Source organism: Dietzia lutea (assembly GCF_003096075.1).
Lineage (GTDB): Bacteria > Actinomycetota > Actinomycetes > Mycobacteriales > Mycobacteriaceae > Dietzia > Dietzia lutea.
The window spans coordinates 3,391,235-3,404,213 of the sequence record NZ_CP015449.1 but is presented as its reverse complement, the minus strand read 5'-3'; the positions used below and the strand labels follow the sequence as shown (position 1 = coordinate 3,404,213).

At 72.7% G+C, this 12,979-nt stretch carries 12 protein-coding genes and 1 pseudogene; 5 read left to right on the top strand and 8 right to left on the bottom strand.

The annotated features are described in order from the left end of the window. Window positions 1–13 precede the first annotated feature (13 nt). The 5 genes and pseudogenes from nadE to A6035_RS15560 all read right to left on the bottom strand — a co-directional run. Window positions 14–832 (bottom strand): annotated as a pseudogene (gene nadE / locus A6035_RS19355) (ammonia-dependent NAD(+) synthetase); the annotation flags it as partial. 73 nt (window positions 833–905) lie between these two features. Next, on the bottom strand, window positions 906–1,709 hold the full coding sequence (locus tag A6035_RS15575) for an alpha/beta fold hydrolase (protein WP_108848680.1): 804 nt from the start codon (window positions 1,707–1,709) through the stop codon (window positions 906–908). Window positions 1,710–3,102: 1,393 nt separating this feature from the next. Then, complete coding sequence (locus A6035_RS15570; RefSeq protein ID WP_108848679.1) at window positions 3,103–3,675, bottom strand: GNAT family N-acetyltransferase; 573 nt, start codon at window positions 3,673–3,675, stop codon at window positions 3,103–3,105. Between the two features lie 41 nt (window positions 3,676–3,716). Beyond that, the gene (locus A6035_RS15565; RefSeq protein WP_108848678.1) at window positions 3,717–4,289 is read right to left on the bottom strand and encodes a DUF2599 domain-containing protein; all 573 of its coding nucleotides are present in this window, start codon (window positions 4,287–4,289) and stop codon (window positions 3,717–3,719) included. A 283-nt stretch (window positions 4,290–4,572) separates the two neighbouring features. Next, window positions 4,573–5,121, bottom strand: a complete 549-nt coding sequence (locus A6035_RS15560; protein WP_108848677.1) for a DUF1697 domain-containing protein — start codon at window positions 5,119–5,121, stop codon at window positions 4,573–4,575. A 47-nt stretch (window positions 5,122–5,168) separates the two neighbouring features. On the opposite strand from A6035_RS15560, the gene A6035_RS15555 reads away from it, so the two are divergent. Beyond that, the gene (locus A6035_RS15555) at window positions 5,169–5,609 is read left to right on the top strand and encodes an SRPBCC family protein (protein WP_108849325.1); all 441 of its coding nucleotides are present in this window, start codon (window positions 5,169–5,171) and stop codon (window positions 5,607–5,609) included. On the opposite strand, the gene aroD is transcribed toward A6035_RS15555, so the two are convergent. Further along, entirely contained in the window at window positions 5,600–6,541 is a 942-nt protein-coding gene (aroD, locus tag A6035_RS15550) for a type I 3-dehydroquinate dehydratase (protein WP_108848676.1), read from the bottom strand. The genes A6035_RS15555 and aroD overlap by 10 nt on opposite strands. A gap of 38 nt (window positions 6,542–6,579) precedes the next feature. Then, window positions 6,580–7,062, bottom strand: a complete 483-nt coding sequence (locus tag A6035_RS15545) for a DUF4262 domain-containing protein (RefSeq protein ID WP_108848675.1) — start codon at window positions 7,060–7,062, stop codon at window positions 6,580–6,582. A gap of 189 nt (window positions 7,063–7,251) precedes the next feature. On the opposite strand from A6035_RS15545, the gene A6035_RS15540 reads away from it, so the two are divergent. Continuing rightward, window positions 7,252–8,379, top strand: coding sequence for a patatin-like phospholipase family protein (locus A6035_RS15540; protein ID WP_108848674.1), 1,128 nt, complete (start codon window positions 7,252–7,254; stop codon window positions 8,377–8,379). A gap of 19 nt (window positions 8,380–8,398) precedes the next feature. Here A6035_RS15540 and A6035_RS15535 read toward each other — a convergent pair whose 3' ends face one another. Further along, complete coding sequence (locus A6035_RS15535) at window positions 8,399–8,980, bottom strand: DUF732 domain-containing protein (RefSeq protein ID WP_108848673.1); 582 nt, start codon at window positions 8,978–8,980, stop codon at window positions 8,399–8,401. A gap of 170 nt (window positions 8,981–9,150) precedes the next feature. On the opposite strand from A6035_RS15535, the gene A6035_RS15530 reads away from it, so the two are divergent. Genes A6035_RS15530 through A6035_RS15520 form a run of 3 tightly spaced genes read left to right on the top strand, consistent with a single transcriptional unit; the run spans window position 9,151 to window position 12,906 of the window. Next, window positions 9,151–10,089 carry a sterol desaturase family protein gene (locus A6035_RS15530; RefSeq protein WP_108849324.1) on the top strand — a complete coding sequence of 313 codons (939 nt, stop codon included), beginning with the start codon at window positions 9,151–9,153 and terminating at the stop codon, window positions 10,087–10,089. A 10-nt stretch (window positions 10,090–10,099) separates the two neighbouring features. Beyond that, the gene (locus tag A6035_RS15525; protein ID WP_108848672.1) at window positions 10,100–11,572 is read left to right on the top strand and encodes an FAD-binding oxidoreductase; all 1,473 of its coding nucleotides are present in this window, start codon (window positions 10,100–10,102) and stop codon (window positions 11,570–11,572) included. Between the two features lie 59 nt (window positions 11,573–11,631). Continuing rightward, window positions 11,632–12,906 (top strand): class I SAM-dependent methyltransferase, encoded by a 1,275-nt coding sequence (locus A6035_RS15520; protein ID WP_108848671.1) that lies wholly within the window; start codon window positions 11,632–11,634, stop codon window positions 12,904–12,906. The last annotated feature ends 73 nt before the right edge of the window (window positions 12,907–12,979 follow it).

Genomic DNA, 12,979 nt, shown 5'->3' with positions numbered 1-12,979 from the left:
TCTGCTCGCCCGGACGCCACCAGGCGTCGGACACCTCGACCGGGGTCGTGCGCTTGTGTCGGTTGCGGTGCCACACCGACTCGATGGTCTCGGCGATCTGCTCGGGCACGTCGCGGCCCTCGAGGTAGTCGTCGATGTCGTCGTACCGCAGGCCCAGCTCGTCCTCGTCGGTCTGCCCCTCGTTCTCGTCGAGCAGATCGGCGGTGGGGACCTTGTCCCACAGTTGCTTGGGCGCCCCGAGATGGCGCAGCAGCGCGCGACCCTGACGCTTGTTCAGGCCCGACAGCGGGAGCACGTCGGCGGCGCCGTCGCCGAACTTGGTGAAGAAGCCGGTGACGTTCTCGGCGGCGTGGTCGGCGCCGATCACGAGCAGTCCGCGGTCCCCGGCGAGGGCGTACTGGGCGACCATCCGGTGGCGGGCCTTGGCGTTGCCCTTGGTGAAGTCGGTGAGCTCGCTGCCCGTGGCCTCGCGGATCTCGCCGTTGAGCGCATCGACGCCGGGCGCGACGTTGACGGTGACGGCCTCGTCGGCGTCGACGAACTCCACGGCCGTGACGGCGTCGGCCTCGTCGTGCTGCACGCGGTAGGGCAGGCGCATCCCGACGAACACCGCGTCCCCGCCCTCGGCGCGGACCTTCTCCACCGCGAGCTGGGCCAGGCGACCGGCCAGTGTCGAGTCGACCCCGCCGGACAGGCCCAGCACATAGCCCTTGGCGCCGCTCGCCCGCAGGTAATCCACGAGGAACCGCACCCGACGGTCGACCTCGGCGGCCGGGTCGATCTCGGGCTTCACCCCGAGGTGGTCGATGATCGTCCTCTGAAGTTCACGCATGTCCCCATTGTGCGAGGACGACGCGATGGTGCCACCGCTGCCCGCCACCGCCGGCCGCCGCCGACCGCCACCGCTACCCGCCGCAGGCCACCACGAACTCGCCGACCAACCGCGGCCACGCCGCCACCTCGGCAGGGGTGCGCGCCACCTCGAGCCGGGCGTCGGGAAGCAGCTCCAGCAGGTGTTCGGCCACCTCGAGCGGGTGCGAGGCGTCCTGCGGCCACGCCAACAGGAGGACCGGCATCCCCAGCCGCGCGATCTGCTCCTCCGGCGGGAGGTCGGTCGCGGCCGCGCCCCGGAACGCGGCGGGCAGCCACTCGTCGCGCACGTCGGGGGTGGTGTGCGGCCGGTCGGGGTCGATCGCCGGGGACGTCGGTGGCAGTCGGGTCGCCTCGGCCCACCGCGCGCCGCCCCACCTGGCCACCTGCCGCGCGGCGAGGTCGTACAGGCGGGCCTGCTCGCGCCGCCACCGCCACACCGTCGGGGGGATGCCCAGCGTGAGGGAGGCGAACCGGTCCGGCTCGGCGGCCGCGGCGGTGAGGAGCGTGGCCGAGCCCATCGACTGGCCCACCCCGTGCACGCGTTCGCCCGGGAACTCCTCGTCGAGGAGCGCCAGCAGGTCGCGGGCCAGCGCGGGCCACGTGTAGTCGTCGGGATCGGTGGTGCCGGGCGACTCGCCGTGTCCGCGGGCGTCGTAGCGGACCACCTGCAAGCCGTCGCGGCCCGCCGTGAGATCGAGCCCGAACACCTCGTCGCGGCGCCGGCTCGAGCTGAGCCCGTGCAGCTGTACCACCGGAAGGCCGGTGCCCCTGCGATCCCGGGCCAGCGCGTGTCCGTCCCCGCCGGGCGGGGTGTCCGCCCGTCTCGTCGTCGTCACACTTCGCGCCTTTCCCCGTAACACGGCGGCCCTACCGTGCGGGCCATGAGGCTCACCACGGTAACCCGGATGGAGCTGCCGGACGGCGTCCTCCACCGGTATGTGACGAAGATCAGTCCAGCTCAGGATGCCGATCTGCCGCCGTCGTTCGACCAGGCGCGGCACGCCTCGCTGGGGCCGCGCGCCGGGTCGTGGATGGGGCTGGCGTTCACCCTGCCGCTGGCGGCCGACCGCGACCTGGTGGCCCGCGCGTGGCTGCGGGTCATCGAGCGGCACGGGGCCCTGCGCACGGTGCTCGAGGGCGGGGGGCACCGCGTGGATGACGACGACGAGATCGACGACGAGCTCCGCCTGCGGCCGGTGACCGTGCAGCCGCTCGGCTGGCGGGTCCCGCGGACGAAGCCGGGTGAGGACCCGCGGGCCGTGGTCCGGCGGGTCTTCGACGAGGCGTGTAGTCCGTTCGCCCGGCCGGCGCACGCGTTGTGCCTGGTGCAGCCACGGGATCCGCGGGAGCGGCCGGTGGCGGTGATCGGGTTCGACCACAGTCACGTCGACGCGTGGTCGCTGCTGGTGGTGATGCGCGACTTCTGCTCCGGCCTGGACGACCTGGCCCGCGGCCGCGAGCCCGCAGCGGGACTGCCGCCGGCGGCGCCGTTCGCCGAGCACACCGCCGAGTTGGCGGCCCGGCCTCCGGCGCCGGCCCGGGTGCACGAGAAGTGGGCGGCGATCATGGACCGCGGCGCGGGCGGGATGCCGGTCTTCCCGCTGGACCTGGGCGACATCGCGGTGCCCCGCGAGCAGGTGGTCGAGGTGCGCGACGTGCTCGACCGGGACGGGGTGACCGCGCTGGAGGCGGCGGCCGCGGCGGGCGGGGTGCGGATGATCGCGCTGGCCGTGGCCGAGATGACCGCGGTGTTGCGCCGCCGCGCCGGGGTCGGGCTGCGGGCGGTGCTGCCGGTGCACTCGCGCCACGACCCGGACCGGCCGCACCGCTGGGACGACTCGGTGGGCTGGTTCATCACCAACTCGGTCATCGAGTGCGACGACCCCGACCCGGCGGCCTGCGCGGCGGCGGTGCGGGAGGCCATCGAGCTGGGCTCGCACGCGCTCGCCCCGATCCTCGCACCGTACGGCGGGATGCCGCACACGCCGGGCATGTTCGCGGTCTCGTGGCTCGACCACCGGCGCCTGCCGATCGACGTGGACCTCGGCCTGCGCCCGCAGCACGTGTCGGCGGTGATCCGCACCGACGGGGTGATGGTGTGGTTCGTGGTCAACGGCTCGGGACTGCACGTGCGCTGCCGCTACCCGGACACGGCCGCCGCCCGGGCCTCGGTGGGCGGGTGGCTCGACGAGCTGTGCGCCGGGCTGGTGCGCCGCGCCCTCGGAGCCCTCAGCCCGGCGGGGGTCGGTGATCCTGGGACCCCTGGTGGGCCGGGGGCCGGTGACCCGGACGCGCTGTCGGGGGCGCCGCCGGGTTCGGCCCGAGGTCGGCCTGCAGCCAGGTCACGTCCAGCCACCGCCCGTGCTTGAACCCGATCCGCTCCAGCCGCCCCGCCTCCCGGAAGCCCAGCGCCCGGTGCATCCCGACGCTGGGTTCGTTGGGCAGGGTGATGATCGCGAGCATCCGCCGGAACCCGCGCCCCTCGAGCCGGGTGAACAGTTCGCGGTAGAGCGCCCGGCCCAGCCCGTTGCCGCGGGCGTCGGGGTCCACGTAGACGCTCACCTCGCACGACCAGGCGTACGCGGCGCGCTCCTTGACCGGCCCGGCGTAGGCGTAACCGGCGATGCGCCCGTCGAGCTCGGCGACCAGCCAGTCGTACCGGTCGAGCGCGCGCGAGATCCGCGCGGCGAACTCCTCGACGGTCGGCACCTCGTCCTCGAACGTCACCGTCGTCTCGCGCACGTACGGCGCGTACACGTCCCGACATCCGGCGGCGTCGCCCGTCGTGGCCGGTCGGATCACCGGACCCGCCGCCGACCTACTCGCGCTTCTTGCTGACCTGCTCATACCTCCGGCCCTCCCGGGTTGCATCCCTCGGCCAGCATCCGCTCGGGCGGCACGACCGGCCGCCACGGTTCGACGTTCCACGTGGGCTTGTCCGGCTCGAGCAGCCGCGCCCACGTCCAGTGGCAGTCGAACTGCTCCCACATGCCCGGGGTGTCCGCGTCGGGGGCCAGCTGCAGGACCTCGCGCCAGGCCGCCTCGGCGTCGCCCGCGCCCCACGCGCGGCGTCCCGAGTCGGTCGGCGCGACCTGGAGGGTGACGCCGTAGTCGGAGTCCGCCCAGGTCGCGGCTGCGATGAACGGCGGCGCGGGCGGGGTCGGCGGCGTCGCGGTGGGGGAGGGGCCCCGCGGCGAGGATGTCGGCGCGGTCGAGGACGTGGGGGCGGACGACGAGCGCGCGGTCGACGCCGGACCCGGGGACGACGACGAGGAGCTCCCCGGCGCGGACGGCGTCGCGTCGCTCGCGGTCTCCGGCCCGGCGGGCTCGTCGGGGTCGGCCGCACACCCGCCGGTGAGGGCGATCGCCAGGATCGCCGCGAGGGCGGCGGGCCGGAGGGGCGGTCGGTGGCGCATCGCACGCAGTCTGCCACGGGAGAGGCCTTGCGCCCGAGTGTGACGGCAGAGGATCCTGGGGGCAGAGGGAGCTCGGCGCCGGCGGAGAGCCCGCACGCCGCCCTCTGCAAGAGAAGGAGCGTGACAGATGCCCCCGTTCGACCTCTCCCAGCTCCAGGCCATGTGGGATGGGATCTTCCCCGCGATCTTCGGGCCCCTGGCAGCCGTGGTCGACACCATCGGCGCGTCGGTGCAGGGCCCCTGATCTCCTGACCGACCAGCCCGGCGGTGACCGGCCGGACGCTCAGCCCAGGGCGAGGACCTTGCGCAGCGTCCTGATGTTCCGCATGGTCAGGTGCCGCCCGTGCGACCTGTCACTGGTCACCTTGGCGGCGGGCGAGCTCAGCGTGAGCCCTCTGGGCACCCGCCAGTAGACGCACACGGATCCGGCCGCGACCTCCTCGGTGCCGGCCGGATCGACCGCCGCCGCCATCGCCTCGGCCACCGCCGCGGTCACCTCGGGCTCGTCCGAGAAGACCAGGTAGTCGTGGTGGTCGTTCAGGTCGGCGAACGGGTACGCCGCGACCGCGTCCTCGACGGCGCCGCGGGTGAGCACCTGGACCACCGCGTCGTAGCCGAAGCGGTCGGCGTAGGCCGTCTCCAGCACCGCCCGCAGCTCGGCCACGGGGCGAGGGTCGGTGGCCACCACGTTTCCGGTGGCCAGGACCGTCTTCACGTCCGCGCATCCGGCGGCCTCGGTGCACTCCCGCAGGTCCGCCATGGCGATCCGCGCGGACTTGCCCACGTTGATCCCCCGCAGGAGGGCGATCTTGCGATCGGTGGCGGCGTTCATTGATCGATCGTCCCACCGTATTCGCGCGTGAGGGTAACTTCTCGGCCATGGCAGTGTCAGTGCAGTCCGTGACGACCATCGAGGCCGGGGTCCCCGAGATCATGGCCGTCCTGGCCGACGTGGAGTCCCTGGTCGACTGGTCGGAGGCGCACCGCGCCGTGGAGGTCCGCGAGGCCGACGACGACGGCTGGCCCATCGTGGTGTGGGAGCAGATCTCCCAGTACGGCATGACCGAGGAGATGGTCGTCCGCTACGAGTGGTACGACGGCGAGGTGAGTTGGACCCTCGAATCCGGGACCAACCAGATGGTGCAGAACGCGCGGTACGTGCTCACCGACAACGGCGACGGGACCACCCGGGTGGTCTTCGACCTCGAGGTGGAGCTCAAGGCCAAGCTGCCGGGCGTGGTCGTCAAGAAGGCGCAGAAGCACATCGCCGACGTGGCCACGGCCGGCCTGCGCGAGGAGGTCCTGCGCCGCTACGGCTGACCTGCACCCGGGTGTAGGAGATCGAGCGTCGCGCGCACCCCGGCCGCGGGCAGCTGGCCGGGCGCCGAGGCCTCGCCCAGGGTGGCGAACGTCGCGGCCGAGCCGAACGCGCCGCCGCCGACCCGCGTCACCGCACCCGACGCCCCCATCGACATGGTGATCAGCGGGATCCCCGCGTCCCGGTAGCGGCGCTCGGTGGCCGCGAGCAGGGTCACCACGTCGGCCGCCGAGCGCGGCATCACGGCGATCTTGGCCACGTCCGCGCCCGCCTCCTCCATGGCGGCCAGGCGCGCGACGATCTCCTCGGTCGGCGGGGTCGCGTCGAAGTCGTGGTTGGACGCCACCACGGCGACGCCGTGGTGGTGCGCGGCGGCGATCGCCCGCGCGGCGAGCGGGTGCCGGTATTCCACGTCGACGGCCGCGGCGAGGCCGCTCGCCGCGAGCGTGTCGACGAGCCGGACGTAGAGCTCGTCGGACAGTGGCGCGCCGCCGCCCTCGGCGGTGGTGCGGAACGTCGCCAGGATCGGAATGTCCGGCAGCGCGGCGGCGAGGGCGCCGAGGGCGGCCACCACCGGGACGGGATCGAACCCGCCCCCGGAGGCGCCCGCTCCGGTGGTGCCCGCCCCGGCGGGTGCGGTGAACGGCTCGTAGAGGTCCACCCGCCACTCGATCAGGTCGAACGGCCGGCCGCCGCCCGTGGGGACGTCGTCGTGCTCCACGCCGTACGCCCCGCCGTATGCCCCGTAGTACGACGGGGCGTCCGCGCTGCCGTCCGCGCCGGCTCCGAGGTCGACGCCGACTCCGGCTTCGGCCCCGGCCCGGACCCGCGCGAGTGCCTCGGCCTGTCGACCGAGCTCGGAGCGGTCGCGCGCGGTGACCGGTACGATGATCGACGGCGAGTTCGCGTCCAGGTGCAGCTGAGTGCGGGGCATCCCTAGACCCTACGACGACCCCGGCCCGGCCCCGGCTGTCAGTCGCACACCTCGCACGGGCAGGGCCGACGCGCGGGGATCAGCTCCAGCGCGGACAGGCCGCCAGTCCCTGCGGTGCGGTAGTAGCGCCCGGCCAGCACCAGCGTGCGCGAGGGACGCCGCACGGGCACGAGTTCCCAGGTCGGCCCGCCGGAGCCCTCACACAGTAGATGCCCGGCGTCGAAGACCTCCCCGGACAGGACGGTGTTGCCCCACCGGGAGAGCAGCTCGGCGGTCTCCCGGGCGCCCAGCCCGCGGACCATCAGTTCCGGGTGTCCGACGCCGGTCAGTCCGATCGTGTAGCCGAACCTCTGGTCCGGTGGTAGCGGCGCGGCCGTGCACTCCCCGCAGTCGCACCGCTCGCCGATGTGGACGACGTGCATCCCGTGACGGTCGATGGCCGAGGCGATCTCGGGCATGGTCGGATCGATCGTCGCGGCGAGGCCGGAGCGCGGGGTGAGCGGGATGGCGGTGCGGGACATGGCTTCTCCTGATGGTGAGTCGTTCGGGCGGTGCGCCCGGTATCGAACAGGCGCTCGATACGGTGCAGACGGTAGATCGCGCCTACGACACGAACCGGCGACGATGACGTCCGTGCCCGGGACGCACCCGGTGCACACTGGTCACGACCGCGCGGGGGCCGCGCGGAGACTGGGCAGGAGGGGGCGTCGATGAGAGTGGCGCTGGCACTGGGATCCGGCGGGGCACGCGGGTACACGCACATCGGGGTGATCCGCGAGCTCGAGGCACGCGGGCACGAGGTCGTCGGCGTCTCCGGCGCGTCGATGGGCGCGATCGTGGGCGCCCTCTACGCGGCCGGGAAGCTCGACGACTTCGAGGACTGGGTGCGCGGGCTGACGCAGCGCGAGGTCCTGCGGCTGCTCGACGTGTCCTTCGCCGGCGGCGGGGCCATCCGGGCCAACAAGATCATGGGCGTGATCGGCGCGATGCTCGACGACGTCCGCATCGAGGACCTGGCGATCCCGTTCACCGCCGTCGCCACCGACCTGCGGGCCCGGCGCGAGGTGTGGTTCACCCGCGGCCCCGCCGACGTCGCAGTGCGGGCGTCGTTCGCCATCCCCAGCGTCATCACCCCGGCGCTCGTGGGTGGGCGGCTCATCATCGACGGCGGCGTCACCAATCCGGTGCCGCTGGAGCCGCTCGCACCGGTGAGCAGCGACCTGCTTTTGGCCGTGTCGCTGACGGGCCGCCGGACCGGGATCCGGGGGTCGACGTTCGAGGAGAGCTCGGATCCCGACGAGGCGACCCCCGACGCGGAGCCGCGGATCTCCCGCAGGGGCCCCGGCGCCGGCGGGGCGAAGCCGGCGGGCCGGCTGACCGGCCGGATCCGCACCGCGGCCGCGGACGTCCGCGACGCCGACCTCATCCGGCTCATCGCGGCCCGTTTCGGTCAGGACCCCGAGCCCGATCCGGACACCGCCGCTGTCGACGGGGTGGACGCCGCCGAGGACCCCGCCGCCCCCGGCGGCGGAGTCGGGATGAAGCTGCGGCAGCCCTCGCACGAGGTCGAGGAGGCGGTGGAGCACGGCGAGGAGGAGGTGGCCGACGACGACGAGGAGTCGCTACCCGGGTCGCTGCGCATCTTCGACGTGGTCACCCACTCCATCGAGGCGATGGAGAGCATCGTGACGGCCTACCGCCTGGCGGGTAACCGCCCCGACGTGCTGGTCGAAGTGCCCTCCGACGCGTGCTCCACCTTCGACTTCCACCGGGCCGACGAGCTGATCGCCCTCGGGCGCCGGCTGACCGCGGAGGAACTCGACCGGGCCGGCGTCTGAAACCGGGCCGGCGCGTGAGCTACGCGCCGCCCCCGTCCTCGCCGCCGCCCTGGCCGTCCTGGTCGCCATCGCCGACCTGCGGCAGGTGCTGCGAGCAGAACGCCTTGACCGCTGCCGTGACCACGACGGGTGCCTCGGTGACCGGTGCGTCGGGGTGGGCGTCGTTGTACTGCTGGAGCACGTCGACGTAGCCGACCCCCGCGTCGAGCGAGGCGCAGGCGTCGCGGCCGCGGGCGAGGTAGTCCTGCTCGTTCCCGGCGTCCACGCCCACCCGCTCGATGTCGTTCAGGAATTCCTCGTCCGGGTTCGCCGACCCGCCCTCGCCGCCCGTGGTGTCCTCGGGCTGCGGTTGGTCGCCCGTCGTGGCGCCGGGGTCGCCCTCGCCGTCGTCGCGTGTGGCGTCACCCACCGCGCTCGTGGCCTCGGCGGCGGCGGACCCCACCGCGCTGGTGGCCTCGCCGACCGCCTGCTCGGCGGTGCCCTCCTCCCCGCAGGCGCCGAGCGCCAACGCCAGGGCGGCGAGGCCCGACGCGGCGGCGACGGCACGGGGACGGGCGGTGCGCGAACGGGCGGGGCGAGCGGATCGGGATGCGGTGAACACTCGGGTCCTCCTCCGGAGTCGGTGCGCACGGCCAGGGGTGTGCGCAGAAACGGTGTGCGGGAACGGCCCTCGGGGCCGACGTGCCCGAGAGGCTACGGGCCCGCGTCGGTTCGGGTGGCCCGGATCCTCCGATCGTCTGTGAGTGGTGTCACAATCGAGACGTGAACGAGATGGGTTTCGGGGAGTCGCTGGCGCGCGCGCTGGCCGCGTTGGCCGATCCGTTGCACGAGCCGGTGCTGCTGGCCATTCCGGTGTTCGTGCTGTTCGTGGCGATCGAGTGGGTCTCGGCCCGTGTGCTCGAGGCCCGCGAGCCGGGTGGCTACCAGCCGCGCGATGCCGTCACCTCACTCATCATGGGCGCGAGCTCGCAGGCGTTCTGGCTGCTCGGCAAGCTGGTCGGCCTGGTCCTCTACGCGGCGGTGTGGGTGTACCTCGCGCCGTGGCACCTGCCGTCGAACGCCTGGTACACGTGGGTCCTCGCGATCCTCGGCACCGACTTCCTCTACTACTGGTATCACCGCGGCGCCCACCGCATCCGTCTGGTCTGGGCGACCCACCAGGCCCACCACTCCAGCGAGTACTACAACTTCGCCACCGCGCTGCGGCAGAAGTGGAACAACTCCGGTGAGATCATCGCGTGGCTACCTCTACCACTGTTGGGGGTGCCGCCGTGGGTGGTGTTCACCGGCTTCTCCGTCTCTCTCGTCTACCAGTTCTTCGTCCACACCGAGCGCATCGGCCGACTGCCCGCGCCGATCGAGTTCGTGTTCAACACCCCGTCGCACCACCGCGTGCACCACGGCAGTGACACGGAGTACCTCGACCGCAACTACGGCGGCATCCTCATCATCTGGGACCGCCTGTTCGGCACATTCCGGCCCGAGACCCACCGGCCCACTTACGGTCTGACCACACCGGTGAACTCCCATAACCCGTTCTGGCTGCAGCTGCACGAGTACGTCGCCATCTGGCGCGACCTGCGCCGCGCGGGCAGTTGGCGGGACCGACTCGGCTACGTGTTCGGCCCGCCCGGGTGGAAGCCCGCGGCACCGCCGGCACCGTCCGCGCCCGCCCCCCGATCGTCGGCGGGGGCCACCGAGCGCTACTAAGGTGTGACGCATGGGAACCGCCGTGAGTCTCGCCGAACCACTCGTCGTCGGTACCGAAAGCCACGCCCGCGGCGTGCAGCGACTCGTCGAGAGCTTCCGTGCCGTGCCCGCCCACGAGCCGGTCCGGCTGGCCAAGTCCACGTCCAACCTCTTCCGCCCGCGCGCCTCGTCGTCGTCGCCCGGTCTCGACACCACCGGCCTCACGCGCGTCGTCTCCGTGGATCCCGACGCCCGCACCGCCGACGTCCAGGGGATGTGCACCTACGAGGACCTCGTCGACGCCACCCTGGCGTACGGCCTCATGCCGTACGTCGTGCCGCAGCTCAAGACCATCACCCTCGGCGGCGCCGTGACCGGACTGGGCATCGAGTCCACCTCGTTCCGCCTGGGCCTGCCGCACGAGTCCGTGCTCGAGATGGACATCCTCACCGGCACCGGCGAGATCGTCACCGCGCGCCCCGACGGCACCGAGCGCGAACGCGCGCTCTTCCGTGGCTTCCCCAACTCCTACGGCTCCCTCGGGTACGCGGTGCGGCTGCGCATCGCGCTCGAGCCGGTCAGCCGGTTCGTGGAACTGCGGCACGTGCGGTTCGACTCCCTCACCGCGCTCGAGTCGGCGTTGGCGCGGGTCGGTGAGTCAGGGACGTACGACGCCGAGGAGGTCGATTTCCTCGACGGGATCGTCTTCTCGGCCGACGAGTCCTACCTCTGTCTGGGACGGCGGACCGACGAGCCCGGGCCCGTCTCGGACTACTCGGGTGTGGCCGACAAGCAGGCGATCTACTACCGCTCCGTCCGACACGGCGGTCCCGCCGGCTCCGTGAAGCGCGACCGCCTGACCATCCGCGACTACCTGTGGCGCTGGGACACCGACTGGTTCTGGTGCTCGCGCGCGTTCGGGGTGCAGAACCCGCGCATCCGCCGGTTCTGGCCGCAGCAGCTGCTGCGCTCCTCGGCGTACTGGAAGATCATCGGACTGGACCACAAGTACGACCTCGGCAACAAGATCGGCGCCCTCAAGGGCGAGGGGCCGCGCGAGCGCGTCGTGCAGGACGTCGAGGTGACCATCGACCACACCGCCGAGTTCCTCGAGTGGTTCCTGCGCGAGGTGCCCATCGAGCCGCTGTGGGTCTGCCCGCTGCGGCTGCGCGAGTCCAGCCCCGCCCCCGGTGTGGGCGGCGGACCCGGCTCGGACCGACCCTGGCCCCTGTACCCGCTCGCGCCGGAGACCACCTACGTCAACATCGGCTTCTGGTCCTCGGCTCCGATCGAGCCCGGCATGGCCGAGGGCGCGTGGAACCGGCGCATCGAGGAGGAGGTCTCCCGGCTCGGCGGCCACAAGTCGCTGTACTCGGAGGTCTTCTACTCCAGCGAGGAGTTCGCCGAGCTCTACGGCGGTGACCACGCGGCCAGGCTCAAGACGGAATTCGATCCCGAGGGCCGGTTCGCGACCCTCTTCGACAAGGCGGTGGGTGCACGGTGACCACGACGAGCGCGGGGACCGCGGGTTCCGCGGGTGCGGCGAGCGCAGCGGGCAGCAGGATGACGATCGGCGAGATCATCGGGGCCTTCGCCACCGGTGAGCCGCCGCTGCGGATCGAGGCGTACGACGGGTCTGCCATCGGCCCGGCGGACAGCGAGCTGGTGCTACGCCTGAAGAGCGAGAAGGCACTGCAGTACTTCGTCACCGCCCCCGGCGACCTCGGACTGGCCCGCGCCTACCTCATGGGCGAACTCGAGATGGACGGCGTGCACCCCGGCGCCCCCCACGACGTGTTCGGCGCCCTCGAGGTGTTCCGCAAGCACATGACCCGCACGCCCGACGCCCGGACGCTCGCGCGGATCGCACGCTCCGTGGGTACGGAGAACGTCCGGTTCCTGCCCACCCCGCCGATGGAGGTCAAGCCCGCGTGGAAGCGCGTCCTGTCCGGCATGCGGCGGCACTCCAAGGAGCGGGACTCCGAGGTGGTCAGCTACCACTACGACGTGTCGAACCGCTTCTATGAGTGGATCCTCGGTCCGTCCATGACGTATACATGCGCGTGCTACCCGGACGCCGACGCGTCGCTCGAGGTGGCGCAGGAGAACAAGTACCGACTGGTGTTCGACAAGCTCGGGCTCAAGGCGGGTGACCGGTTGCTCGACGTGGGCTGCGGCTGGGGCGGCATGGTCCGCTACGCCGCGAGCCGCGGCGTGAAGGTGATCGGCGTGACCCTGTCCGGGGAGCAGGTCGCGTGGGGCCGCGCCGCCATCGAGGCCGAGGGGCTGGGCGACCTGGCCGAGGTGCGGCTGCAGGACTACCGCGACGTGCCCGAGCGGGACTTCGACGCCGTGAGCTCGATCGGCATCACCGAGCACATCGGCCGGAAGAACTACCCCGGCTACTTCGCCAAGCTGCACGGATACCTCAAGCCGGGCGGGCGGCTGCTCAACCACTGCATCACCCGGCCGGACAACGTCGGCAAGGTCAAGGCCGGTCAGTTCATCGACCGCTACATCTTCCCCGACGGCGAACTCGCCGGCGCCGGCACCGTGCACCTCGAGGCCGAGAACGCCGGGTTCGAGGTGGTGCACGAGGAGAACCTGCGCCAGCACTACGCGTTCACCCTGCGCGACTGGTGCGCCAACCTCGTCGAGCACTGGGATGAGGCGGTCGAGGAGGTCGGCGAGCCCATGGCCAAGCTGTGGGGCCTGTACATGGGGGCCTGCCAGTACGGGTTCGAGCACAACAAGATCCAGCTGCACCAGATCCTCGCCGTGCGCCTGGACGAGCGCCAGACCTGGGGCGTGCCGCTGCGGCAGTGGTGGCAGGCCTGAGCGACCGATCGCGAGCGCGCGCGGCCTGACGCACGCGAGCCCCCGCTCGTCGCCCCGACGGGCACCCCGTCGA

Excerpts from the sequence above, each read along its gene's own strand:
- A6035_RS15530 (WP_108849324.1), top strand. The coding sequence starts at position 9,151 with ATGGGTTTCGGGGAGTCGCTGGCGCGCGCGCTGGCCGCGTTGGCCGAT.
- A6035_RS15560 (WP_108848677.1), bottom strand. The coding sequence starts at position 5,121 with ATGAACGCCGCCACCGATCGCAAGATCGCCCTCCTGCGGGGGATCAAC.
- A6035_RS15545 (WP_108848675.1), bottom strand. The coding sequence starts at position 7,062 with ATGTCCCGCACCGCCATCCCGCTCACCCCGCGCTCCGGCCTCGCCGCG.
- A6035_RS15520 (WP_108848671.1), top strand. The coding sequence starts at position 11,632 with ATGACGATCGGCGAGATCATCGGGGCCTTCGCCACCGGTGAGCCGCCG.
- A6035_RS15555 (WP_108849325.1), top strand. The coding sequence starts at position 5,169 with ATGGCAGTGTCAGTGCAGTCCGTGACGACCATCGAGGCCGGGGTCCCC.
- aroD (WP_108848676.1), bottom strand. The coding sequence starts at position 6,541 with ATGCCCCGCACTCAGCTGCACCTGGACGCGAACTCGCCGTCGATCATC.
- A6035_RS15525 (WP_108848672.1), top strand. The coding sequence starts at position 10,100 with ATGGGAACCGCCGTGAGTCTCGCCGAACCACTCGTCGTCGGTACCGAA.
- A6035_RS15540 (WP_108848674.1), top strand. The coding sequence starts at position 7,252 with ATGAGAGTGGCGCTGGCACTGGGATCCGGCGGGGCACGCGGGTACACG.
- A6035_RS15565 (WP_108848678.1), bottom strand. The coding sequence starts at position 4,289 with ATGCGCCACCGACCGCCCCTCCGGCCCGCCGCCCTCGCGGCGATCCTG.